At 73.3% G+C, this 22,789-nt stretch carries 22 protein-coding genes; 10 read left to right on the top strand and 12 right to left on the bottom strand.

Annotated features, from left to right (window positions below):
• Positions 1-18: 18 nt before the first annotated feature.
• The 7 genes from ACGFIQ_RS01050 to ACGFIQ_RS01020 all read left to right on the top strand — a co-directional run bounded on the left by ACGFIQ_RS01050 (position 19) and on the right by ACGFIQ_RS01020 (position 8,700).
• Entirely contained in the window at positions 19-498 is a 480-nt protein-coding gene (locus tag ACGFIQ_RS01050; RefSeq protein WP_393237410.1) for a DUF2975 domain-containing protein, read from the top strand.
• On the top strand, positions 498-713 hold the full coding sequence (locus tag ACGFIQ_RS01045) for a helix-turn-helix transcriptional regulator (protein WP_278138146.1): 216 nt from the start codon (positions 498-500) through the stop codon (positions 711-713). The genes ACGFIQ_RS01050 and ACGFIQ_RS01045 overlap by 1 nt, the downstream gene beginning before the upstream one ends.
• Positions 710-874, top strand: a complete 165-nt coding sequence (locus ACGFIQ_RS01040; RefSeq protein WP_393237408.1) for a hypothetical protein — start codon at positions 710-712, stop codon at positions 872-874. Before ACGFIQ_RS01045 ends, ACGFIQ_RS01040 begins: the two co-directional genes overlap by 4 nt.
• A gap of 177 nt (positions 875-1,051) precedes the next feature.
• Positions 1,052-4,243 (top strand): FtsX-like permease family protein, encoded by a 3,192-nt coding sequence (locus tag ACGFIQ_RS01035; protein ID WP_393237405.1) that lies wholly within the window; start codon positions 1,052-1,054, stop codon positions 4,241-4,243.
• Positions 4,240-6,948 (top strand): ABC transporter permease, encoded by a 2,709-nt coding sequence (locus ACGFIQ_RS01030; RefSeq protein ID WP_393237402.1) that lies wholly within the window; start codon positions 4,240-4,242, stop codon positions 6,946-6,948. The genes ACGFIQ_RS01035 and ACGFIQ_RS01030 overlap by 4 nt, the downstream gene beginning before the upstream one ends.
• Position 6,949: 1 nt before the next feature.
• Entirely contained in the window at positions 6,950-7,945 is a 996-nt protein-coding gene (locus tag ACGFIQ_RS01025) for an ABC transporter ATP-binding protein (protein WP_393237399.1), read from the top strand.
• Entirely contained in the window at positions 7,942-8,700 is a 759-nt protein-coding gene (locus tag ACGFIQ_RS01020) for an ABC transporter ATP-binding protein (protein ID WP_393237396.1), read from the top strand. Before ACGFIQ_RS01025 ends, ACGFIQ_RS01020 begins: the two co-directional genes overlap by 4 nt.
• A gap of 17 nt (positions 8,701-8,717) precedes the next feature.
• Here the strand turns inward: ACGFIQ_RS01020 and ACGFIQ_RS01015 are convergent, their stop codons facing one another.
• Positions 8,718-9,200 (bottom strand): hypothetical protein, encoded by a 483-nt coding sequence (locus ACGFIQ_RS01015; protein ID WP_393237393.1) that lies wholly within the window; start codon positions 9,198-9,200, stop codon positions 8,718-8,720.
• Positions 9,201-9,263: 63 nt separating this feature from the next.
• The gene (locus tag ACGFIQ_RS01010; protein WP_393237390.1) at positions 9,264-9,716 is read right to left on the bottom strand and encodes a GNAT family N-acetyltransferase; all 453 of its coding nucleotides are present in this window, start codon (positions 9,714-9,716) and stop codon (positions 9,264-9,266) included.
• Positions 9,717-9,790: 74 nt separating this feature from the next.
• Between ACGFIQ_RS01010 and ACGFIQ_RS01005 the strand changes: the two genes are divergently transcribed.
• Positions 9,791-10,303 carry an ion channel gene (locus tag ACGFIQ_RS01005; RefSeq protein WP_393237387.1) on the top strand — a complete coding sequence of 171 codons (513 nt, stop codon included), beginning with the start codon at positions 9,791-9,793 and terminating at the stop codon, positions 10,301-10,303.
• Here ACGFIQ_RS01005 and ACGFIQ_RS01000 read toward each other — a convergent pair.
• Together ACGFIQ_RS01000 and ACGFIQ_RS00995 are read right to left on the bottom strand one after the other, a co-directional pair.
• Positions 10,230-11,807: an alpha/beta hydrolase gene (locus ACGFIQ_RS01000; protein WP_393240234.1), complete on the bottom strand. Its 1,578-nt coding sequence runs from the start codon at positions 11,805-11,807 to the stop codon at positions 10,230-10,232. The two genes, ACGFIQ_RS01005 and ACGFIQ_RS01000, sit on opposite strands and share 74 nt — an antisense overlap.
• Positions 11,808-11,865: 58 nt before the next feature.
• Positions 11,866-12,981: an ATP-dependent DNA ligase gene (locus tag ACGFIQ_RS00995; protein ID WP_393237384.1), complete on the bottom strand. Its 1,116-nt coding sequence runs from the start codon at positions 12,979-12,981 to the stop codon at positions 11,866-11,868.
• A 134-nt stretch (positions 12,982-13,115) separates the two neighbouring features.
• Here ACGFIQ_RS00995 and ACGFIQ_RS00990 point away from each other — a divergent pair, with 134 nt between their 5' ends.
• Both ACGFIQ_RS00990 and ACGFIQ_RS00985 read left to right on the top strand, forming a co-directional pair.
• Complete coding sequence (locus tag ACGFIQ_RS00990; protein ID WP_110563419.1) at positions 13,116-13,328, top strand: hypothetical protein; 213 nt, start codon at positions 13,116-13,118, stop codon at positions 13,326-13,328.
• Between the two features lie 94 nt (positions 13,329-13,422).
• Positions 13,423-13,845, top strand: a complete 423-nt coding sequence (locus ACGFIQ_RS00985; RefSeq protein WP_393240231.1) for an SRPBCC family protein — start codon at positions 13,423-13,425, stop codon at positions 13,843-13,845.
• Between the two features lie 38 nt (positions 13,846-13,883).
• Here the strand turns inward: ACGFIQ_RS00985 and ACGFIQ_RS00980 are convergent, their stop codons facing one another.
• From ACGFIQ_RS00980 to ACGFIQ_RS00945, 8 genes are all read right to left on the bottom strand, one after another.
• Complete coding sequence (locus tag ACGFIQ_RS00980; protein WP_393237381.1) at positions 13,884-14,804, bottom strand: DNA-3-methyladenine glycosylase family protein; 921 nt, start codon at positions 14,802-14,804, stop codon at positions 13,884-13,886.
• Positions 14,805-14,889: 85 nt separating this feature from the next.
• Entirely contained in the window at positions 14,890-15,540 is a 651-nt protein-coding gene (locus tag ACGFIQ_RS00975; protein ID WP_393237378.1) for a hypothetical protein, read from the bottom strand.
• A gap of 202 nt (positions 15,541-15,742) precedes the next feature.
• A complete protein-coding gene (locus ACGFIQ_RS00970; RefSeq protein WP_393237375.1) occupies positions 15,743-16,519 on the bottom strand; it encodes an anti-sigma factor family protein in 777 nt (258 codons plus the stop codon).
• Positions 16,516-17,208, bottom strand: coding sequence for a sigma-70 family RNA polymerase sigma factor (locus ACGFIQ_RS00965; protein ID WP_393237372.1), 693 nt, complete (start codon positions 17,206-17,208; stop codon positions 16,516-16,518). The genes ACGFIQ_RS00970 and ACGFIQ_RS00965 overlap by 4 nt, the downstream gene beginning before the upstream one ends.
• A 125-nt stretch (positions 17,209-17,333) precedes the next feature.
• Complete coding sequence (locus ACGFIQ_RS00960; protein WP_393237369.1) at positions 17,334-18,191, bottom strand: spermidine synthase; 858 nt, start codon at positions 18,189-18,191, stop codon at positions 17,334-17,336.
• An 18-nt stretch (positions 18,192-18,209) separates the two neighbouring features.
• Entirely contained in the window at positions 18,210-19,169 is a 960-nt protein-coding gene (locus tag ACGFIQ_RS00955; RefSeq protein WP_393237367.1) for a hypothetical protein, read from the bottom strand.
• Positions 19,166-21,640 (bottom strand): AAA family ATPase, encoded by a 2,475-nt coding sequence (locus ACGFIQ_RS00950; RefSeq protein WP_393237364.1) that lies wholly within the window; start codon positions 21,638-21,640, stop codon positions 19,166-19,168. The genes ACGFIQ_RS00955 and ACGFIQ_RS00950 overlap by 4 nt, the downstream gene beginning before the upstream one ends.
• A complete protein-coding gene (locus ACGFIQ_RS00945; RefSeq protein ID WP_393237361.1) occupies positions 21,640-22,788 on the bottom strand; it encodes an exonuclease SbcCD subunit D in 1,149 nt (382 codons plus the stop codon). The genes ACGFIQ_RS00950 and ACGFIQ_RS00945 overlap by 1 nt, the downstream gene beginning before the upstream one ends.
• Between the last annotated feature and the right edge of the window lies 1 nt (position 22,789).

The raw sequence follows: 22,789 nt of genomic DNA, 5'->3' as shown, positions 1-22,789 counted from the left end.
ACGAGCGAAACTCGATGTATGGTTACAGAGCATCGAGCGGTAGCCGCTCTCAGAGTTTTTCTCGGGGTGCTGTTCGTGGTCCTGATCGGGTTCCAGACGTTCTCGCTGCCCGGACAGTTCGCGCACATGGCTCAGGAGTCCCCGGAGGATGCCTACCTCCGGTGGCCGTTGACCGCCATCACGGTGTTCTGGGTGCTGTGCGTCCAGGTGGTCATCGTCTCGACCTGGAAGCTGCTCAGCCTGGTCAAGAACGACCGCATCTTCACCGAGGTGTCCCTGAAGTGGGTCGATCTGATCGTGTGGGCCGTCGGCGCCGCGTGGGTGGTGCTCGTGGGTGTCTTCCTCTACGTCGGCTTCAACGCCGACGACCCGGGTGCTCCGATCCTGCTGTTCCTGCTGACGATGGGCGTCACGGTGCTCGGGCTCCTCATGGTGGTGATGCGTGCGCTGCTGCGGCAGGCAACCACGCTGCGGACCGACATGGAGGCGGTGATCTGATGCCCATCGTCGTGCGCATCGACGTGGAGTTGGCCAAACGCAAGATGAGCGTCGGAGAGTTCGCCGAGCGTGTCGGGCTCACGCCCGCCAACGTGGCGGTGCTCAAGAACGGCCGCGCCAAGGCCGTCCGCTTCAGCACGCTGGAGGCGATGTGCCGGGTGCTCGGCTGCCAACCCGGCGACCTGCTCGAATGGGTCGAGGAGGAAACCCCATGAGGTACGTCCTGACCGTCGGCGTCATTCTCGTGGCCGCCCTCGGCATCGCCGGCATCGCGCACGGGGAGGCCGACGACTCGCCCGGTCTCCAACTCCTGGGCGTCGTGCTGGTGATCGGCGCGGCGGCGTTCGGCATCCGCAACCTCCGCGGCGGCAGCTAGTCGAGCGGCGGCAGCTAGCTGAGCGGCGGCAGCTAGCCGAGCGGCGGCAGCTAGCCAACCGGTCGGGGCGTACGCCGATCCCTCTCCTAGTAACGATCATGTAACGGGCGCGAACCTTTCCCGGTAGGTCGCCTGTCTTGATGGTCATCGGCCCGTCAGGGCCAGGGGAGGCGTCGGATGAAGCTGGTGTGGAGGCGGGCCCGGGAGGCGCGCGGGTTGCTGGTCGCCGCGGTGATCGCGGCCCTGGTCGCCGTCGCGTTGGTCACCGGGTTGTCCGACTACAACCGTCGGGCGGTGGACGCCGGGCAGCGGGCGCTGGTGGCCGCCTCGCCGGCCGAGGAACGTGGCCTCCTGGTCAGTGGGTCGGGTGGACGCGACGCGGCCGAGTTCGCCACCCGCGACGGGGCGGTCCGCGCCGAGTTCACCGACGGGCTGGCCGGCGTTCCGGTCAGCGTCTCGGTCGCCCGGTACGGCACCGGCCGGGAGCTGACCGGCTCGCTCGGATCCGTGCCCCGTACCGGTGACGAGCCCGTCTTCGCCAACCTGGCCACCCTCGACGACCTCGCCGTGCACGCGGAGCTGACCAGCGGGGCGTGGCCCCGCCCGGGTGGGAACCCGATCCAGGTGAGTCTCCCGGAGCGTGCCGCGGGTGCGCTGGGCCTCAGCGTCGGGCAACGCATCCCGGTACGCGACCGGGCCACCGAACGGCGCAGCGAACTGGTGCTCGCCGGCACCTGGCGGCCCCGCGACCCGACGGACGCGTACTGGCTGCTGGCCCCCGGGGTCGGTACGGGCAGTGCCGGGTCCGGCACCTCGTACGGGCCGTTCGCACTCGACCCGGCTGACTTCGCGGCGGTCTTCCCCGGCTCGGTGTCGGCATCCTGGCTCGTCGAACCGGATCTCGGTGGCGTCGACGTGGCCGATCTGCCCGCCGTGCGCAAAGCCCTCACCGTGGCGTCCTCGGCCGCGCCCGAAGCCGCCCAACTGGGCACCTCCGGGCAGACGGTGACCAAGATGCCGCAGCTGCTGGATCGGATCGCCCGCGCCGACCTGGTCGGCCGTTCCGCGTTGGCCACCCCGCTGCTGCTCATCCTGGTGCTCGGCGGGTACGCGCTGGTGCTGGTCGCCGCTCTGCTGCACGAGGACCGTCGCGCGCAGACCGCGTTGCTGCGTGCCCGCGGTGCCGCCCGCCGACAGTTGGCCGGCCTGGCCGCCCGCGAGGCGACCCTGGTGGTCGCCCCCGCCGTCCTGCTCGCGCCGGTGATCGCCACCGTGGCGCTGCGATTCGTCCGACCCGGCGGTGCCGAGCAGTTGTCCGCCGCCGGCGGCAACACCACTCTGGTCTGGGCGGCCGCCGCGGCCACGGCGGCCGGCTGCCTGGTGGCCATGGTTGCCCCGACACTGCGCGGCGCCGGCACGTACGTGGCCGACATGGCCGCCCGCTCCCGCCCGAACCGGGCGGCGAGCGTCCAGCGGGCCAGCGTGGACCTGGTGCTCGTGGCGCTCGCCGTGCTCGCCTGGGTGCAACTGCGCCGGTACGCCTCGCCGCTGGCCGGCTCGGGCGGCCGGCTCGGGCTCGACCCGCTGCTGATCGCCGCCCCGACACTCGGAGTGCTGGCGGGTGCCGTGCTGGCGCTGCGGGTGCTGCCACCGGTCACCCGGTTCGCCGAACGGTTCGTCGACCGGCGGCCCTGGACGGCCACCATGTTCGGCATGTGGCAGGCCGGTCGGCGTCCGCACGCCGGCCCGGTGCTGCTGCTCGCCCTCGCCGTCGGTGGCAGCACCCTGGCCTGGTCCCTGATCAGCACGGGGGAACGGTCCCAGGTCGAGCAGGCCGGCCACACCGTCGGCGCCGACCTGCGGGTCACCGAACGAGCCGGGGCCGCCCCGCTCACCCGGGCCGGTGAACTCGCCGCGCTGCCGAGCGTGAACCGGGTGCTGCCGGCATGGCGGGACGACATCCGGGTCGGCCGGGAGGACCTGCCGGTGACCGTGATCGGCATCGACCCGGCCAGCGCCCCCGGTGTCGTCCGACTCGCCGACCGGCTCAGCGACGATCCGGTGTCCCAGCAGTACCAGCGCATGATCCAGGCGCGCGGTGCCAGCGGGGGAGTCGAGCTGCCGGAGGGCACCCGGGCGGTCACCGGCACCGTCCGCACGCCGGTCGAGCAACCCGCCGAGCCGCACCGGGTCGCGGTCTCGTTGCTGTTCACCACACCCGACGGGCTCGCCTTCCGGCTGCCCGCGGTCGACGCGCCGAGCACCGGGCAGGCCAGCCGGTTCACGGTCAAGCTGCCGGACGTGGGCGGAGCGCGGCTGCGGCTGGCCGGCTTCGAAGCCGACACCGGGTTCGCGGGCACCTCGTACGGGTTCGCGGCGCAAGAGCTGGCGCTTGTCGATGCCGGCGGCACGGCCCGGCCGGCCGAGCTGCCCGGTGACTGGACGGCGACGTGGCCTGGCGGGCCGCGCACGCTGGTGAAGTCGAGCGGCGCCGGGCTCGTCGCCGACCGCCCCGTCCAGATGATCTCCGAGGGGAGCCGGATGGATCGGCCGGCGAGCCGGTTCGTCGTCGTACCGGGAGTGGCGGGCGCAAACGTCGCCGCCGTGCCGGTGCTGATGACCCCCCGGGTACGCGAGGCGCTGAGCCTGCGCCTCGGCGACACCGTCGAGCTGGCGCTCTCCGGGGTGACGCTGCGGGTCCACCTGGTCGGTGAACTGGAATCCGTGCCGACCACCACCGGCGAGGGCGTACTGCTCGACCTGCCGGCCGCGGTCGACGCGATGATCGGTGGCGGCGGGGCGATCCGCCCGATACCGGAGTGGTGGATCGGAGCCACCGACGCGACGGCTGCCGCCGGCGCTGCCGCCGAGCTGCCCGGAGTGACAGTCCTCAACCGGCAAGCGGTGATCACCGCCGCGGCGGACGACCCGTACTGGCAGGGGTCGCGGACCGGCATGCTCGCCGCCGCGCTCGGCGCGGTGCTGCTCGCCCTCGTCGGCCTGATGGTGGACGTGTGGGCCACCGCCCGACGGCGGCTCAGTGAGTTCGCGGTGCTGCACACCCTCGGTGCCACGCCTCGGCTGCTGGCCCGGGCGCTGCTGGCCGAACAGACCTTCCTCGCCGGCCTCGGCGTCGGGGTCGGTCTGCTGCTCGGCGCCGCGGTCGGAGCCACCATGGCCCCGCTGGTCATCCTCACCCCGGCCGCTGGTCGGCCGATCCCCCCGGCGACGTTCGCGCTGCCCTGGGTGCCGATCGGTCTGACCGCCGTCGGTCTGCTGCTGGCGGCGCTCGCCTTCAGCGCGTTCATCGCCGCCGGCATCCGTCAGCGGGTGGCGGCGGTGCAGCTGCGAATCGGGGGAGAACGATGAGCGTCGGCGCGGCGGTCCGGCGGGTCCGGGCGTACGGTGGGCAGTTTCTGCTGCTGGCGGTGCTGACCCTGGTGGTCACACTGCTGATCAGCGGCGTGCCCCGGCTGGTCAACCGGCTCGCCGAGCAGGGGCTTCGGGCGCAGCTGAACAATGAGCTGCCGGCCCGCCGGGACCTCTCGTACACCACCGGCGTGGTGACCGCCCCCGCTCTGAAAACGGCCATGGGCGGCGCCCGTGAGCGGTTCGAGGCCCTGGCCGCGGACCTGCCGCCACAGGTGCGGTCGGCGGTGAGCGAGCGGTGGTACAACGTGGACGCGCAACCGGCCCGCGTGCTCGGGCCGGACCTCGCGGCCCGCAACCTGCTCGTCGACCTGGGTCTGCGGGGCATGCCCGACATCCAGGGCGCCAGCAACCTCGTCGAGGGGACGTGGCCGAGTGAGACGTACCTTCCCGATCGGCCGATCGAGGTGGCGCTCGACGTCGACGTGGCCGCCAAACTCAACCTGCGTACCGGCAGCCAACTGCGCATCGGCAGGGTCGACGACCAGGAAAGGTTCTCCGACGCCGCCCCGCTGACCGTGGTCGGGCTGTTCCGCCCCGTCGACCGTACGGGCGGCATCTGGGACGGGCTGCCATCGCTGCTGCAGATCATCCCACCGGAGGGGGAGGGTGAGCCGTTCATCGCCTCCGGTGTCGTCGCCCAGTCGGCCCTCGACAAGCGGGCCGCGGCGGGTTGGCCGATCCGGTCGAACTGGCGGTACCGGCTGGGTGCCGGCAAAATCGATGCGCGGCAGCTGGACCAGCTGATCGACGGTCTCCAGGAAACGCAGCGGCACAGGCCGGCCGAGCTCTCGCTGGCTCAGGGCATCGACATCCCCTTGCGCGCGTTCGCCGCCCAGGTCAACGCCGCCCGGACCCTGCTGGCGGTGATCGCAGCCGGCGTACTGGCCACGCTGGCCGGGCTGATCGTGCTCGCCGCCATCCTCGCCACCCGCCGCCGCCGGGCGGAGTTCGTGCTGATCCGGGCCCGTGGCGGCGGGACCACGGCCGGCGCCCGCCGAAGCCTCGCCGAGTCGCTGCTGGTGGTGCCGGTCGCCGCCGCGCTCGGCTGGTGGCTGGGCACCCTGGTCCCGGGCGCCCCCGATCCGAGCACGCCGTACGTGATCGCCGCGACTGTCCTGGTCACCCTGGCGCTGCCGTTGGCCACGCTGGCCGTGCCGACCGGCGGGGCGTCCCGCCGCGACCTGGTCCGGATGCGCCCGTCGACCCGCCGGCTCACCGTCGAGGTGTCCGTGCTGCTGCTCGCCGTGCTCGCCGCGGTGTTGCTGCGTCGGCGCGGTCTCACTCTCGGTGAGGTGGACCCGCTGCTGGTGTCGGTGCCGGTGCTGCTCGCGATCGCCGCGGCGGTGCTCGCGCTGCGGGCGTACCCCTGGCCGTTGTTGCTGGTCAGCCGGCTGGCCGCGCGGAGGAGGGGCAGCGTCGCCTTCCTCGGCACGGCGCGCGCCGGCCGGTCGGCGGTCGCCGCCCCGCTTGTCGTCGTGGTGCTCGCGATCGGCACCGCGGCGTTCTGCGCGGTCGTCGCCGCCGGCGTCGACGCGAGCCGGGACCGGGCCGCCGAACGGATCGTGCCCGCCGACGCGGTGATCCGCGGCGAGCGCTTCGCCCCCGACACGATCGACGAGCTGGGCCGCCTGCCGGGGATCCGGGCGGCGACGCGGGTGCTGTACTCGTCCGAGGAGCGGCTGGCGGTCGACGAACTCGGCACCGACCCGCGGCTCGATTCGACAGCCGTGATGCTTGTCGACGGGCCCGGGTTGGACGCGGTGGCCCGGGAGTCCGAGGTGGATCTGCCGCTTCCGGCCGGGTTGCGCACCGCCCGGCCCGAACCGGGGCCGGTGCCGGCGATCGTCTCGCCGGAGGTCGCCGCCGAACTCGCCAAGGCCGGACTCGACCGCTCCGCCTTCATCTCGGTGCAGGGCCAGCGGTACGAGTTCCGGGTGGCCGGCAGCGAGGAGAGCTTCCCCCTGCTGTCGGGGGACACCGACCGGTTCGTCATCCTGCCCTGGCAGGCGTTGCCGGCGCGCACCACCACACCGGTGGCGACCAGCCTGCTGGTCGCCGGCGATCGGCTGGACGCGGAGGCGCTGCGCCGCGCCGGTGACCAGGGACAGTTGCGGTACCAGCAGCAGGGGGCCGTCACCGGGGGGCAACGCCCGCTCGGGGTCGTCGTCGACACCCGGGCCGACGTCCGCCGGGATCTCGGCGCGGGCGGCGCGAACGGCGTACTGGCCTTCGGGTTCGTCGCCGGTGCCGTCGGTGGCTCCGTGCTCGGGCTGCTGGCCATCGCGTTCACCGTGCTGGCCGGTGCGCGCGCCCGCGGCCAGGTGCTGTCCCGGCTGCGTACCCTCGGGCTGTCCCGCCGGCAGTGGCGCGGGCTGCTGCTTGTCGAGTTGGCCCCGCTGGTCGGGGTGTCGGTGCTGACCGGTGCGCTCGTCGGTGCGGTGCTGCCCCTGCTGCTCAACCCGGTGCTCGGCCTGTCCGCGTTCACCAGTGGCATGCCGGTCCGGGTGGCGTTCGAGCCCGGCCTGGTGGCGGCGGTGCTCGCGCTCGGGGTGGTCGCCCTCGGCTTCGCGGTCGCCGTCGAGGCCCTGAACAACCGCCGGTTGCGCCTCGGAGAGGTGCTTCGGCTCGGAGAGGAGAGCTGAGATGACCGCTACCGCCCAGACTTCACTGGTGCCCGACCTGGCCTCCCTGCAGCAGCGGGCAGCGCAACGTGCCGCCGAGCGGGCCGGCGGGCAGGACCGACTGCGCGGGCACATCGTCTGCGACGGCCTGGTGCGCATCTTCAAGACCGAGGGCGTCGAGGTCGTCGCCCTGCAGGGGCTCGACCTGGTCATCGACCGGGGAGAGCTGCTGGCGATCGTCGGCGCGTCCGGCTCGGGCAAGTCGACCCTGCTCAACATCCTCTCCGGCCTGGACACGCCCACCGCCGGCATCGCCCGGGTGGCCGACTACGACCTGCTCTCGCTGTCCGCCAAGCGGCGGCTGAGCTACCGGCGGGAGCTTGTCGGTTTCGTCTGGCAGCAGACCGGGCGCAACCTGCTGCCGTACCTCACCGCGCTGGAGAACGTCGAGCTGCCGATGCAGCTGGCCGGCAAGCGCGGCGGCAGGGCCCGCCGGGAACGAGCCCGGGAGCTGCTCGACATGGTCGGCGTGGGTTACTGCGCGGACCGCCGACCGGGGCAGCTCAGCGGCGGTGAGCAGCAGCGGTGCGCGGTGGCGGTGGCGGTGGCCAACGATCCGGAGGTGCTCTTCGCCGACGAGCCGACCGGTGAACTCGACGAGGCGACCGGCGCCGAGGTCTTCGCGGCACTGCGCACCATCAACGCCGAGCTGGGCGTGACCATCGTGGTGGTGACCCACGACCACGCCGTGGCCACGCAGGTCCGCCGGACCGTCGCGATCCGCGACGGCCGGACCGCCTCCGAGGTACGCCGAACCGCCCGGACCGACGCGGACGGCAACACCGAGTTGGTCAGCGAGGAGTACGCGGTGCTGGACCGCAACGGCCGGATGCAGCTGCCGGCCGCGTTCGTCGACGCGCTCGCGCTGAAGGAGCGGGTCCGGCTCGATCTGGAGCCGGATCACGTGCAGGTACGGCCCGGTGACCGGGCCACGGACGAGCGGGGGGCACGGGCATGAGTGGTCGGGACATGGTGGTGACCGGTGCGGCCGGGTTCGACGGTGGGGCCGGGTTCGACGGCGGAACCGCTGCGCAACCAGTCGAGGTGGTCCGGGTCAGCGGTGTGAGTCGCACCTTCGGCCGGGGCGAGCACGCCGTGCACGCGGTGCGGGACGTCTCGTTCAGCGCCAACAAGGGCGAGTTGGTCGCCATCCGTGGTCGGTCCGGGGCCGGCAAGACCACCCTGTTGAACCTGATCGGCGGTCTCGACCGCCCGGACAGCGGCCAGGTGGTGGTAGCCGGGCACGAGGTGACCGCGGCCGGCGAGGCGGAACTGCTCCAACTGCGCCGGGGCACCGTCGGGTTCGTGTTCCAGACCTTCGGGCTGGTGCCGATCCTCTCCGCCGCCGAGAACGTGGGTGTGCCGTTGCGGCTGGCGCAGGTGCCGGCCGCCGAGCGGGAGCAGCGGGTCGCCGTGCTGCTGGAAATGGTCGGCCTGGGCGGCCACGCGGCGCAGCGTCCCTACGAACTCTCCGGTGGGCAGCAGCAGCGGGTCGCGGTGGCCCGAGCCCTGGCCAACGAGCCGGACCTGCTCATCGCCGACGAGCCCACCGGTCAGCTCGACTCGGAGACCGGTCGGTCCATCATGGACCTGCTGCGCGCGGTGGTGCACGCGCGCGGCATGACCGCGCTGGTGGCCACGCACGACCCGGCCCTGATCGACCTCGCCGACCGGGTGCTCGTCCTGCGCGACGGTCGCCTGGTCGACGGCTGACCGCTGGTGGAGATTCGCTACGTCGCCTGGTCGGCTCGGTCGGCGCCCTTGCGGCCGTCGGGTAGGGCGCCGGCGAGCGGGATCAGCAGGCAGCCCAGCAGGGCCAGCAGGGTCCCGACGCCCGGCCCGGTGACGAGTAGTTCCTCCTCGGCGTAGGGGTCATTGGCCTCGAGGTACCAGAACACGCCGGTGAGGCTGCCGCAGGCCAGCACGTTGGAGACGAGCATCCCCAGACTGGCCTGCCGCCACACCCAGCGGGACGGCCCGGCGTTGGCGAGCGACAGCACCGCGAACACGGCGGCGATCACCGCGAACGGCAGCGCCAAGCCGATCACCCGCCTGCCCGGGGTGACATCCGTCGAGCCGGGGTACACGCTTCGCCAGGCGGGCAGCCAGAACGCGACGACGACCAGCAGGACGCCGACCGCCAGGAGCGCTGCGCCAGTCCGTCGCCAAGGCGGGCGCGACGGTGCGGCGGCGGGCTTCGTCGGTCTGCTCACGGCAGCGAACGTAACCCGGTCGGGGTGACGCCCGCTGCCCCCGCCAGGCGGGCGGGAGGCGGGTCAGAGCGCGAGCTTCATGCCCTCGTGGCTGGCCACGAAGCCGAGGCCCAGGTAGAAGCGGTGCGCGTCCACGCGGGTCCTGTCGGTGGTGAGCTGCACCAGCGCGCAGCCACGCTGCCGGGCCTGGTCGACGGCCCAGGTCATCAACTGCTGCCCCAGCCCTTGGCCGCGTCGGTCGGAGCGGACCCGGACCGACTCGATCAGCGATCGCTCCGCGCCGTGCCGACCCAGGCCCGGGATGTAGGTGATCTGCAGGCAGCCGACCAGGTCGCCGGCCTGTTCGGCCACGATCAGCTGGTTGCGCGGGTCCGCGTCGATGGCTGCGAACGCCCTCTCGTAGGCCTCGTCGACCTCGGTGAAGTCGCGGGCCTTACCGAGGACGTCGTCGGCGAGCAGGGCGATGACGGCGGGCAGGTCGGCCCGGACCGCCTCCCGGTAGGTCACGTCGCTCATGCCGGTGATCCTGGCACAGCGAAACCGGCGAATGTGTCTGTGCCGGTTGCGGGCAACGGGCAGCATGGGGCGGCATGGAGCTATTGCTGCTGCCGTTCCGCTGGACATACCGGGCGTTGGTGTGGTTCGCGAACTCGCCCCGCACGCTGATCACCTCGTACCTGTTGATGATCGTGGTGGCCGGAGTCATCTACGGGGAGGTCGAGGAGCGCAGCCCGGCCGACGCGGTCTGGTGGGCGGTGGTGACCGCCTCCACCGTCGGGTACGGCGACATCTCGCCGACGACCTGGGCGGGCCGTACGCTGGCCGCGCTGCTCATCTCGACAATGGTGCTGCTGGTCATCCCGCTGATCACCGCGCACTTCGCGAGCCGGCTCATCGTCGACGACAACGCCTTCGAGCACGAGGAGCAGGAGCAACTCAAGGCCGACGTGCGCCGCATGCGGGCGCTGTTGGAGGAGTTGGCCACCCGGCAGGGGATCGATCTGCCCCCGCTGCCCCCGACCCAGCCGGTCAGCGGGCCGGGCAGCGCTTCCCCTCCGGCGGCACGGTCAGGTCGAGCAGGTACGCGTCGACCGCGTTGGTGATGCAGGACGTCTGCGGGTACGCGGTGTGCCCCTCGCCCTCCCAGGTGAGCACCCGGCCGACACCCAGCATCGACGCGAGGCGCGGCGTCTGCTCGTAGGGCGTCGCCGGGTCGCCGGTGGTGCCGACCACCACGATCGGCGGCGCGCCGTCGGCCTTCCCGGTCGGGTACGGGTCACGCCCACCCGGCCACTCGACGCAGCTCAGCATGCCGACCGCCAGCGCCGGCCCGAACAGCGGATATTTCCCCCGCCACTCGGACTGCAACTGCCGGATCTGCTCCCGGCTCGGCTTCTCCGTCTCGTCGGCGCAGTTGATGGCCAGGTTGGCGTCGAACAGGTTCGAGTAACGCCCGTCGTCGCCCCGGCCGGCGTACGCGTCGGCAAGCCGGAACACGTCCTTCGGGTCACCCTCGGCCAGCCGGTCGATCGCCTTGGCCAACTCCTGCCAGCCGGATTCGGTGTAGAGCGACGAGATGACCGCGTAGAACACCCAGCCGGCGGTGGCCTCCCGCCCGCCGGCGCCGCGTACCGGAGAGGCTTTGGCCTTGTCGATGGCCGAGGTGACCGCGGCCCGCGCGTCCGGGGCGATCGGGCAACGGTCGGCGTTCGCCGCGCACCAGCGGGTGAAGTTGGTGAAGGCCCGCTCGAAGCCGCGGGCCTGGCTCTCCGAACCCTCCACCAGCCGCTGCTGCGGGTCCACGGCGCCGTCGAGCACCAGCGCCCGCACCCGCTGCGGGTAGAGCTGGGCGTACGTGGCGCCGAGCAGGGTGCCGTAGGAGTAGCCCAGGTAGGTCAGTTTGTCGTCGCCCACGGCGGCGCGCACCGCGTCCATGTCGCGGGCGGCCTGCTCGGTGCCGAACAGCGGCAACTGGTCGCCGTAGCGGTCGCCGCAGCCGCGCCCGATCCGCTGGCTCAGGCCGGCGAAACCGTCGAACTCCGACTGGCTCGCCGGGTCGGGGTCGAAGCCGAAGCTGGCGTCCAGGTCGGCGTCGGAGATGCACTTCACCGGGCTGGACCGGGAGACCCCGCGCGGGTCGAAACCGACGATGTCGAAGCGCTCGGTGATCGAGGTGGGAAGCCCGCCGAACTGGGCGCCGAAGGAGAGGTAGACGGCGGTGTCGACGCCGGACCCGCCGGGGCCGCCCGGATTGACGACAAGGGAGCCGATCCGGTCGCGTTGCTTCGTGGAGCGGGCCCGCAGCAGGGCGATCTCGAAGGTCTGACCGGCGCCCGGGCCGGCGCTCGCCCCGCCGCCGGTGCCCCAGTCGCGGGGCACCGCGATCCGGGCACACTCGTAGCGCATGCCCGGTGCGGTGCGCCCGACCAGATCTTCGGGCACCTCCGGGCAGGGCCGCCAGGTGGGCGCGCTGCCGGTCGGCGCGGCCGTGCCCTCGGCCGCCACCTCCGTGCGTGGCGCGAACGCCGGCAGCGTGCAACCGGCGGTGAGCAGCACCGCCGCGGTGAAGGTGGCCAGCGTGCGACGGACCCGGTGACGGGTCGCCATCCGGGGCTGACGGGCGGTGCGGATCACGTGCTCCTCCGGGGTCGAGTCGACGGCCAGGCTACGCCGAGCCGTTGGCGGCCCGGTCCACGGTGGCTGCCGGGTCGCCGCGCAGCACCTGGTCCACATCGAAGCGGACCGGCCGGTCGAGCTGGTCGTAGCGGCAGGAGCGCGGATCGCGGTCCGGGCGCCAGCGGACGAAGCGGGCCGTGTGCCGGAACCGTTCGCCCTCCATCGCGTCGTAGCCCACCTCGACCACCAACTCCGGGCGGACCGGCTCCCACTCCAGGTTCTTCGTGCCGGTCCACCGGCTCACCCCACCCGGGATGCGTTGGCCGCGCTCGTGGTCGCCGTGCACCCACGGGTGCTCGCCGCCGGTGTCCCGGTAGGGGGCCAACTCGTCCAGCAGCTCGGCGCGGCGGGCCATGGTGAACGACGCGCTCACCCCCACGTGGTGCAGGACCCCGGCGTCGTCGTAGAGCCCGAGCAGCAGCGAGCCCACCACCGGGCCGGACTTGTGCCAGCGGAAGCCGGCCACCACCGCGTCCGCGGTGCGGGTGTGCTTGACCTTGGACATCAGCCGCTTGCCCGGCTCGTACGGCAGGTCGGCCGGCTTGACGATCAACCCGTCCAGCCCGGCGCCCTCGAAGACGTCGAACCACCGGCGGGCGGTGTCGGGATCGGTGGTGACCTGGGTGACGTGCACCGGCGGGCGCACTCCGGCCAGCGCCTCGACCAGCCGCTCCCGGCGGAGCGGGTAGGGCTGGTCGAGCAGCGCCTCGTCATCGATGGCCAGCAGGTCGAACGCGACGAAATCGGCAGGTGTGGTCTCGGCCAGCAGCTTCACCCGGGACGCGGCCGGGTGGATGCGCTGGGCCAGCAACTCGAAATCCAACCGGGGCTGGCCGCCGGGCCCGTCGCGCCGGATGACGATCAGCTCACCGTCGACCGCGCACCGCTCGGGCAACTGCCGGCGGGCCTGGTCGACCACCTCGGGGAAATAGCGGGTCATCGACTTGCCGCCCCGGCTGGCCAGCTCGACCTCGGCACCGTCGCGGAACACGATGCACCGGAACCCGTCCCACTTGGGCTCGTAGGTCAGGCCGGACGCGGTGGGCAGCTTGGCGACACTCTTGGCCAGCATCGGCTCGACCGGAGGATTGATCGGCAGGTCCACGGCGACCAGTCAATCAGACGGCACCGACAGCCGTGAGGCAGATCACCGTGGGCGCCGGGGAGTGTGTCCGTCCGCGCGCCGCTCGTCCCGCTCGGGCGAATCGGATAACCGCAGCTCAGAGCTACTTTCGCGAGGTGTCCGAGTGGGTGTGTGACTGTTGCGGGAGGTGGCGGGTCAGCGTCGAGCTGATCCGGGGCCGCTACCGCTACCGGCTGACCCGCCGTTACCCGCAGCGGTTCGGCGGCGGCCGGAACGTGCTCGGCGAGGTCGGTTCGGTGCCCGAGCTGGAGGAACTGCTGCGGCGGCGTACCCCGTTGAGCCTGGCCGACCTGCGCGAGGCCGCCTGATCCGACGGGGTTGCGCGCGGCTGTCACGATCCACCCGGCGGTCTCGTCCGCACCGGTGGGCGGTGCGCATCGGCGCCGCCGGGGAGGGGACGTGATGCGGTTCGAAGCCACGACGGAGATCGCCGCCGACGCCGAGCAGGTCTGGGCGGTGCTTGTCGACGTGGAGCGCTGGCCGGAGTGGACGGCCTCGGTGTCCCGGGTCGAGCGGGGGGAGCCGGGCCCACTCGCCGTCGGCGCGACCGCGACACTGACGCAGCCGAAGCTACGACCGGCGGTGTGGCGGGTCACCGAGCTGACCGAGGGCCGGGAGTTCACCTGGGTCTCCGACACCCCCGGGGTGCGTACCCGAGGCGAGCACCGGTTGCTGCCCCAGCCCGACGGGCGCACCCGGGTCGAGTTGGCCATCGTCCAGTCCGGGCTGCTGGCCGGTCTGGTCGGCCGGCTGTACGGCGGCCTGCTGCGCCGCTACGTGGGCCTGGAGGCCGAGGGTCTCCAGCGCCGGTGCGAGCGGAGCTGACCGCCACCCAGGCCGCCGCCCAGTACCGCGCGAGCGAGTCAGTACCGCGCGAACGAGCGGATCGGGGCGCGCGGACCGTATTTCGGCGCGCCGAGGCCGGCGGCCGCCAGCAGCACGCAGACCCGGCCCCGGTGACCCCGGAACGGCTCCAACAGGGCCAACATCCGGGCGTCGTCGCCTCGCGGCTCGCCGGCGAGCGCCCAGGCCACCGTGTTCGGGACGTGGTAGTCGCCGACGCTCACCGCGTCCGGGTCCCCGTACGCGACCCGGACCACCTCGGCGGCCGTCCACGGCCCGATGCCCGCGATGGCGGTCAGTCGGCGGGTGGCGGCGTCGGCGTCGGCGCAACGCTCCAACGCCTCGGCGAGCGCGGCGGCGCGGCGCAGTGTGTCGGCCCGACGTTGTTCCACGCCGAACGGGTGGAACACCCAGTACGGGGTGGCGGCCACCGCGGCGGCGTCGGGCGGCAGCAGCAGCGACGGCAGCGGACCGGGCGCCGGCTCCCGGAAGTGCCGCACGGTCGCCGCGTACGCCCGGTAGGCCTCCTTGACGGTGACCTTCTGCTCGAAGACCACGCGCAGCAGCCGGGGGAAGACCTGCCCGGTGCGGGGCATCCGCAGCCCGCGGTGCTCCCGTGCCAGCCGGGCCACCAGCGGGTGCGCTCCGGCCAGCTCGGCGAAGCCGGTCAGGTCGTCGTGCAGCCCGGCGATGGCGTCGGCCCGCGCCACCACGTGCTCGGCGCCCGGCCCGTAGCCCTCGGCGATCAGGTCACCGCCGGCCAGTCGCAGCGCCAGGGTGGCCGGCCCGTCCGGGGTGCGGGTGGCCCACCAGAACGTGCCGGCGACGACGCGTGCGCACGGGTCGTACGGGGTGAAGGTCAGCGCACGGACCGACGCCGCCAGCCGGTAGCCGACGGGCGGGCGCAGCACCCGGGTCGCGGCGGGTTCGGTTCCGGTCACCCCACTACTTTGCCAGGTCACGACGGTGGCCGGTCGCGGCCCTCCCCGGCTGCGACCGGCCACCGTACGTCTCGTGGCACCTGGGTCAGTACGAGTAGCCCGAGCCCCCGGCGTCGTTGGCGCCGCTGTCCGAGGGCGGCGCGACCGGCTTCGGCGTGGAGGTGGGCAGGCACTCGAGGTTCTTCTTGCCGTCCGGCTGGACCACGAACCAGGTGCCGCCCACCGCCTGGCCCTTCCACTGGCCGGGCTTCTTGTCGCCGATGTAGCGGTAGACCGGCCAACCACCGATGGTGATCTGACGGGTGCCGTCCTGGCGGGTCACACTGCTGACCTTGTCGTCGGAGACGCCGGTGAGCTGCGGGTTGCCGTCGGTCAGCGCCGGGGGCCACACCTCGGCGCACTTGTCGACGCAGTTCGACGACGGCGGGTCGGCGGTGTCCTTGTCGAAGCGGTACAGGATCCAGCCGTCCTGGTCGGTGACCACCTTGCCCATCCGGGCGACGGTCTTGCCGACCAGTTTCTCGGTCAGGTCGACGTTCGCGGGTGGCGCGTCGGCGGCTGCCGGCGCCTCCGCGGACGCCGAGGCCTCGGCTTCCACCGATGCGCTGGGCTCGGCCGCGGCGACGGCGACCGGCTCGGCAGCGCTCGAGTTCGCCCCGTCGTAACCTGCGGGAGCGCAGGCCGTTAGTGCGACCATCGCGCTCGCGACGATGACGGTCCGCTTCATCTGTGCCACGTGCCCTCCTCATTCTTGGCAGTTCACCCATAGGTACGGGAGTTTGGCTGTCAAGGTTGAAGGAGTAACAGTGGTCAATTTCACGCGAATTGATTGAACCGATCGGGACATCGATCCGTACGCCCCCGCAGGGGCAGCGCTCTGCCGAAACGAATCGGCGCCGGTCATTGTGACAATGACCGGCGCCGACGCGTGCGTGTACCTACAGGGGCACCGTGACCAGCGGGCTCGCCACCCCAGTGGCATCCACCGACTGCACCTGGAGTTGTTTGATGTCACCCACCACGGCCGACGTGGAGGCACTCAACTCAAGACCCTGCGGTCGGGTGTTGGTGCCGTAACCGCCCTCCGGCACCGACCAGCTCGAGACCACCTCGGCCTCGGCGTTCTTGCGGATCACCACCAGCCGGCAGACGCGTGGGCCGGGCAGCTTGCGCAGGCTGAAATTGATCCGGGTGCCGTAGTCCCGTTTGACCAGGAACACTGTCGTCTGCACGCCGGTCGTCGGGTCGGTCGCGTCGACCTGGTCACCCTCCTCCTCGGTGCCACCCACACCCGGGCCGCTCGGCGGGGCCGTCGGCCCGCTGGTCTGCGGGTCGATCGGCGCACTCGGCGTCGGACCGGCGACCGGAGTCGAACCGCTGTCCGTCACGCTGACGAAGCCGTACCCGGTCAACCCGCCGAAGACCACCACCGCGGCGGCCGTCGCGAGCATCTGACGAAACCGGGTACGCCGGCGGTCGGCCCGGACCGCGCCCAGCGTCCGGTTCAGCAACGCCGGATCGGTCGCCGTCTGCTCCAGCGCCATCATCGTCTCGCCGTCGATGTCGGAGAGCAGCCCGACCACCGGCACCATCGTCTCCAACTCGGCCGCGCACGCCCAGCAGGCGGCGAGATGCTCCTCGAACCGCTCAGTGTCCTGCTCGTCGAGCACGCCGAGCGCGTACGCCGCGACGTCCATGTGATCTGGCCGACTCATTCTGTCACCCCCCGCTCCTGCAGAGCCGTGCGCAGCGCGCGCAGCGCGTAGTAGACCCTCGACTTGGCGGTGCCGAGTGGCAGGCCCAACTCCTCGGCGGCCTCCGGCACCGTCCGCCCCCGAAAGTACGTCGAAATCAGGATCTCCCGGTGCGACTGACTGAGCGTACGCAGCGCGTCCGCCACCGTCATGGTGCGCAACACCCGGTCGGTGCTGTCCGCCTCGGCGAACGCGGTGAGATCACGGTCGTACGTCTCCGGTGGCCGGGCCTCCTGGCTGCGGTGCTCGTCGATGGCGATCCGACGGGCCACCGTGACCAGCCACGGCCGCAGCGAACCCTGCCCCTGCGTGCCCAGGCGGTGCGCGTTACGCCAGGCCCGCAGCAGTGTCTCCTGGACGATGTCCTCAGCACGTTGCCGGTCCCCCCCGGTGAGACGCATGACGAACATCAACAACGGGCCGGCGTGCTCGGCATAGAGCATCCGGATCAGTTGGTCGGAGTGGCTGGCCTCGGTCGACGTCGCCTGGTGGCGCCCGGGCGCCGGTCGCGGCGTCACCGGACCATTCTGGCGAGACGTCGTGTGTGCGTCGACCCCTCGGGCAGACGACGTCGGCCGCGACGAGGACCGCGCCGACAACCAGTCCGCGCTTACCGCATCGCCATGCCAACCGGCCGCCACCGCATGCATGCAGACCTCCGGGGTGTCCGTGACCATCGCCGGCCCACGAAGCGGGCCGCCCGGTGGTACGCGGCAACGCCCCGAGCGGATCAACGAACGGCGGAAATTTTTCCCCGCCGTCGTCCAGTGGGCGGTCAGCGGCGGACGGAGAACAGGCCCGGCGGCGGCGGATCGGAACCGGTGGCGTCGGCGTCGTGGACCACCTGCGCGCCGCTGACGAAACGGTCCAGCTCGTCGCCGGCCACCACCCGGCCCGGGAACCAGTCACCGGCGGCGCGTCGGGTCAGCTCCGGCACCGGCGGGGAGGCCCGCCCGGCGACCAGCACCAGGTTTCCGTACCGGCGGCCCCGCAGCACCGCCGCGTCGCCGACCAGGCAGGCCTGCGGCAGCACCGAGCGGACCGTGGCGACCTGCCCACGCGCGTGCCGCAGCGGCGGGCCGTCGGCCAGGTTCGCCAGATACCACCCCGAGGGGCGCAGCACCCGGGCCACCTCGGCCGCGTACTCCACGGACGTGAGGTGGGCCGGGGTACGCGCACCGGCGAACACGTCGGCGACCACCACGTCGTAGGTGGCGTCCCGGGTGGCGGTCAACACGGCTCGCGCATCCTCCACACGGACCCGCAGCCGGGCGTCGGACGGCCACGGCAACACCCTGCGGACCAGCTCGACCAGGGCGCCGTCCACCTCGGCCACCCGCTGGGTGGAGCCGGGCCGGGTGGCGGACACGTAGCGGGGCAGGGTCAGGGCACCACCGCCCAGGTGCAGCACCCGCAGCGGCGCACCGGCCGGTGCGACCAGGTCCACCGCCGCGGCCAACCGCCGGACGTACTCGAATTCCAGGTGCGTGGGGTCGGTCAGGTCGACGTGCGACTGCGGCGCGCCATCCAGCAGCAGCGTCCACGAGCCGGCCCGGTCCGGATCCGGGACGAGCTCGGCCTGCCCGGTGTCGACAGGCTCGATCACCCGGTCAGCCGCCCGCTTACGTCCCATCGGAACCAGTATCCGCGGTCAACGGGCGGCGCGGGCCGCAGCGGTCAACGCGCGGTGCAGCAGTCGGGAATCGCCGAGCAGGGCACGCAGTCGGCGCTCCAGCCCGGCGATCGGGATCAGGTTCTGTGGGGCCCGCGGATCCTTGTACGGGTTCGAGGCGAAGCGCGGCAGGGTGACAAGCGACAGGTCGGCCAGCTCGATCGCCGCCTCGACGGGCAGGTCGGCGGAGCACTCCACCCGGACGATGCCCGCCCACGGCGCGCCGACCGCCACCGGCAGCCGCAAATACCACGACCAGCCACCCCAGGCGGTGCCCAGCCGGAACACCGGCGAACGCTCACCCGACGCCATGCCCGTCACCACCGCGGTCAGCCGGGCATCCAGGTACTGGCTGTGCTGGGTCTTGATGTAGCCGAGCGTGCGCGGCAACTGTCGGCGGCTCCGCAACGGGCCGTCCACCACCAGCAGGTCACCGTCGACCCGGGCGGCGTCGGACACCGCCACCTCCAACGCGGTCAGCGGGCCCTGCACGGCGGCCGGCAGCTTCGCCAGCTCCCCGGTGCCACCCACCCGGTGCACCGGGTAACGGATCGCACCGGCCACCACGTCCTGCGCCGACGGACTCGCGGTGAACAGGCCCCGACCAACCCGGGTGCCGGCCAACTGCGCCGCGCCCCGACCCAGGTCACACCGCACCACCCCGGCCGCGTACGAGGCGGCCAACCCGGGAAAGGACCCGCCGTCGGTCTCCGCCGTCCAGATGCTCGCGTCGATGCGGCGCACCCCGTCGACGAGCAGCACCACGTCGGGCGCCCGCACCCCCGGGCGTACCCCGATCGCCCGCCAGTCCACGGCGGGCACCTCCACGTCCGCGTCGACCTGCGCGCTGCTCGGCGCGGCCGGCCCGGCGGCCGACGCCTCGAACGACGCCCCGTACGCCGGATCCCACGAGTCGACGAAGAACGCGGCGTCGCTCACCGGCCGGTCCGTTCCACCCGGGCGGACCGGGCATCCTTGCGCACCTCGAAGCGGACCGGGATGCGCTCGGCCAGCGCCGGCACGTGGGTGACCACGCCGACCATCCGATCGCCCCGGGCGGCCAGGTTCTCCAGGGTCGCCGCCACCGTGTCCAGCGTCGCGGCGTCGAGCGTGCCGAAGCCCTCGTCCAGGACTATCGACTCCAGGCTCGCCGCCGTGGTCGACATCCCGGCCAACTGCTCGGAGAGCGCCAGCGCCAGCGCCAGCGACGCCTGGAACGTCTCACCGCCGGAGAGGGTCCGCACGGCCCGGCGCAGACCCGCGTCGTGGTGGTCGACCACCACGAACTCACCCTTGTCGTGCACCAGCTCGTACTGCCCGGAGGACAGCTCCCGCAGGATCCCCGACGCGCCATCGACGAGCAGGTCCAACGCCTCGGCCAGCAACCACCGCTCGAAGTTGTTGGCCCGCAGGTGCCCGGCGAGCGCCCGTGCCACCTGCGCCTCCCGCTCGTGCCCGGCCCGCTGCTCGCGCAACGTGCCGGCCTGCTCGCGGCGCTCGGCCAGCCGGCGGCGGTCGGCCTCGGCCCGCTCCACCGCCACCGTCGCCGCGTGCACCGGGTCGTCGCCGACCGGCACGTCCGCGTCGGCGAAGATGCCGGCGATACGCCGCCGCACCGCCTCGGCCACCGCCTCGGCCTCGGCGACGGCGGCGGCCCGGGTCGCCCGGTCGGCGCGGCGACGGTCCGCCTCGGTCGTCGCCCAACCGGTCAACGCGGCCCACGCGGCGGCCACGTCGTCCCGATCGGCGGCGGGCGGGCCGAACCGCGCCAACCCGTCGCGTGCGGTGTCGAAGGCCCGCCACGCCGAGCGCAGCCGCTCCTCGGCGGCGTCCACCCCGGCCCGCGCCTGCCGAGCGGCCTCACGGCCGGCCCGCACCGCGGTCGCCGCCTCCTCCAGCGCGCGCCGCAACCGGGCGTGCTCGGCCAACTCCCGGCGCAGCACGGCCGGCTCGGCCGCGCCGGAGAGCTGCCCGTCCAACTCGGCCAGCCGGGCGTCCACCTGCTCCTGCCGGGCCCGCGCCTGCACCAACAACCGCTCCAGGTCACGCGCCGCCGCGTCGCGCTGCTGCACCATCGTCTGCGCGGCCTTGGTCGCGGCCCGCGCCGCCTTGCCCGCCGCCGTCGCGGCCGCCACCGCCGAGTCGGCCGGCACCGCCGGCACCCGCCGCACCGGCCGCTCGCAGACCGGGCAGGCCGCACCGGCGTGCAGGTGCACCCGCAGGCTGACCGCCAGGTCGGTGGCCTTCGCCTCCTCGTGCGCCCGGAAGGCCGCCTCCAACTCGGCGTCGGCCCGCTCGGCCGCCGCGCGGGCGTCGGCCAGCGCCGCCACCGCCGCGGTGTGCTCGTCGGTCGCCGCGCGCACCGCGGCGCGGACCGTGTCGGCCTCGCCGGACAACCGATCCCGATCGTCGTACGCCCGCAGCAGCAGTCGCACCGCGCTCTCGTCGCCGGCACCGGCCAGCTCGCCGCGCAGCTTGTCCTCCCGTTCCTCGGCCAGCGACACCCCGCTCGCCGCCGCGTCCGCCTCGGCCCGTGCCGCGGTGACCGTGCGAGCCACCTCGGCCACCCCGCGCGGCGCGCGGACCCCGGTCAGGACGGCCAGCTCGTCGTCGAGGGCGGTCAGCGCCGCCGCCGCCTCCCGCGCGGTGACCCGGGCCGCCGCCAGCTCCGGCACCGCGGCCGTCACCGCCGCGGCCAGCCCGGCCATCCGCTCGACCCGGGCGTCGACCTCGGCCAACGCCTCGTCGTCCACGCCGGTCAGCCCCGCGAGCACCTGGTCGACCGCCTCCAGTCGGGCCTCCGCCTGGGCGGCCCGCGCCGTCGCCCGCTTCTGCACGTCCTCGTAGACGCCGAGGCCCAGCAGGTTGACCAGGATCTGCTGTCGGGTCGCCGGCTTGGCGTGCAGGAAGTCGGCGAACTGCCCCTGCGGCAGCACCACACAGCTGGTGAACTGCTCGTACGGCAGCCCGACCGCCTCCAGCACCGCCTGCTCCATCTCGGCGGGGGTGCCGGCGACCACCTCACCGAGGTCGTCCGGGCTCAACCCGGTGTCCAGTTTGGTCACGTCGAAGCCGGCCGGCATCAGCTGCAACCCGGCGTTCGCGGTCTTGACGTTGCCCCGGCCGTCCCGGCGGACCACCCGGGTCGCCACGTACCGGGCGCCGCCGGACTCGAAGACCAACCGCACCCGGGCCTCGGTCGCCGACGGCGCGAGCGCGTTCGCCAACCCCCGGGCGCCACCCCAGCGGGGCACCATGCCGTAGAGGGCGAAGCAGATCGCGTCCAGCACCGTGGACTTGCCCGAACCGGTCGGACCGATCAGCGCGAAGAAGTCGGCGTCGGTGAAGTCGACTGTGGTCTCGTCCCGGAAGACCGTGAACCCGGCCATGTCCAACCGCATCGGCCGCATCAGTGCTCGACCTCCTCGAAAAGCTCGTCGAAGAGCTCCCGGACGCCCTCGTCGGCGTGCCCCCGGCTGTCCAGGTAGTCGCCGAACAGCTCCCGGGGCGAACGACCCGATCGTTGCGCGATGCGGGCACCGCTGCCCGGCGCGGCCAGCAGCTCCGGGTCGATCCGGATCTCCAGCGCCCGGGGGAGCAGCTCCTGGACCTCCTCGCGCAGGCCGGCGCGCGGTTGCTCCCGTACGTACACCCGCAGCCAGGCGTCCGGTGCCTCGATCTCGGCGAGCTGGGCCAGGGTGCCCCGCACCGTGCGCAGCGCGCTCGCCGCGGTCACCGGCACCTCCCGCACCCGGGCGGCGGTGGTGGCGGTCACCTCGACAATCGTCACCGAGGGGACATTTTCCTGCTCACCGAAGTCGACAGCGAGCGGGCTGCCGCTGTAGCGCACCGGGCAGGGGCCCGTCACGCGCTGTGCCCGGTGCAGGTGGCCCAGCGCCACGTAGTGCGCGGTGGCCGGGAAGACGGTGGCCGGAACGGCGTAGCCCAGCACGGTGTGCGCGTCGCGCTCGCCGCCACCGGTGGCCGCGCCGGTCACCGTCAGGTGCGCGGTGACCAGGTGCACCCGGTCCGGTTCGCCGAAACCCTCGGTCAGTCGCCCCAGCACCCGGCCCAGGTGGTCGGCGTACGTCTGGTTGGTCTCCGCGGCGGTCAGCTCGTACATCTCCAACGCGCGCACCGCGTACCGCTGGGACAGGAACGGCAGCGCGGCCAGCCGCCACCGCTCGCCGCCGGCGGTGGTGCCGTCGATCACGTGCTCGTCGGGATCTTCCCGCACCCCGCCGCGCAGGGTGATGCCGGCGGCATCGGCCCACGGACGCAGCGCGTCCAGCGCGGGGCCGTTGTCGTGGTTGCCGCCGATCGCGACCACGTCCGCGCCGGTGCGGCGCAGCGCGGTCAACGCCCGGGTGACCAGGCGGGTCGCCTCCGAGCTGGGCGCGGCGGTGTCGTAGAGGTCACCGGCGACGATCACCAGATCCGGCTGCTCGGCACGGGCGATCTCGATCACCCCGGCCAGCACGGCCTTGTGCTCGTCGGCCCGGGACTGCCCCTTGAGCACCTTTCCCACGTGCCAGTCGGAGGTGTGCAGGATCTTCATG

This window comes from Micromonospora sp. NPDC048898 (assembly GCF_043198035.1).
Taxonomy (GTDB): Bacteria; Actinomycetota; Actinomycetes; order Mycobacteriales; family Micromonosporaceae; genus Micromonospora.
Note: the sequence above shows the minus strand (reverse complement) of the source record. Positions and strands in the feature narration are given on the sequence as shown.

Coding starts and splice junctions, on each gene's coding strand:
- ACGFIQ_RS01045 (WP_278138146.1), top strand. CDS start 498: ATGCCCATCGTCGTGCGCATCGACGTGGAGTTGGCCAAACGCAAGATG.
- ACGFIQ_RS00950 (WP_393237364.1), bottom strand. CDS start 21,640: ATGCGGCCGATGCGGTTGGACATGGCCGGGTTCACGGTCTTCCGGGAC.
- ACGFIQ_RS01040 (WP_393237408.1), top strand. CDS start 710: ATGAGGTACGTCCTGACCGTCGGCGTCATTCTCGTGGCCGCCCTCGGC.
- ACGFIQ_RS00960 (WP_393237369.1), bottom strand. CDS start 18,191: ATGGGACGTAAGCGGGCGGCTGACCGGGTGATCGAGCCTGTCGACACC.
- ACGFIQ_RS01005 (WP_393237387.1), top strand. CDS start 9,791: ATGGAGCTATTGCTGCTGCCGTTCCGCTGGACATACCGGGCGTTGGTG.
- ACGFIQ_RS00985 (WP_393240231.1), top strand. CDS start 13,423: ATGCGGTTCGAAGCCACGACGGAGATCGCCGCCGACGCCGAGCAGGTC.
- ACGFIQ_RS01030 (WP_393237402.1), top strand. CDS start 4,240: ATGAGCGTCGGCGCGGCGGTCCGGCGGGTCCGGGCGTACGGTGGGCAG.
- ACGFIQ_RS00970 (WP_393237375.1), bottom strand. CDS start 16,519: ATGAGTCGGCCAGATCACATGGACGTCGCGGCGTACGCGCTCGGCGTG.
- ACGFIQ_RS01025 (WP_393237399.1), top strand. CDS start 6,950: ATGACCGCTACCGCCCAGACTTCACTGGTGCCCGACCTGGCCTCCCTG.
- ACGFIQ_RS01020 (WP_393237396.1), top strand. CDS start 7,942: ATGAGTGGTCGGGACATGGTGGTGACCGGTGCGGCCGGGTTCGACGGT.
- ACGFIQ_RS00965 (WP_393237372.1), bottom strand. CDS start 17,208: ATGCATGCGGTGGCGGCCGGTTGGCATGGCGATGCGGTAAGCGCGGAC.
- ACGFIQ_RS01000 (WP_393240234.1), bottom strand. CDS start 11,807: ATGGCGACCCGTCACCGGGTCCGTCGCACGCTGGCCACCTTCACCGCG.
- ACGFIQ_RS00945 (WP_393237361.1), bottom strand. CDS start 22,788: ATGAAGATCCTGCACACCTCCGACTGGCACGTGGGAAAGGTGCTCAAG.
- ACGFIQ_RS01035 (WP_393237405.1), top strand. CDS start 1,052: ATGAAGCTGGTGTGGAGGCGGGCCCGGGAGGCGCGCGGGTTGCTGGTC.
- ACGFIQ_RS01050 (WP_393237410.1), top strand. CDS start 19: ATGGTTACAGAGCATCGAGCGGTAGCCGCTCTCAGAGTTTTTCTCGGG.
- ACGFIQ_RS01010 (WP_393237390.1), bottom strand. CDS start 9,716: ATGAGCGACGTGACCTACCGGGAGGCGGTCCGGGCCGACCTGCCCGCC.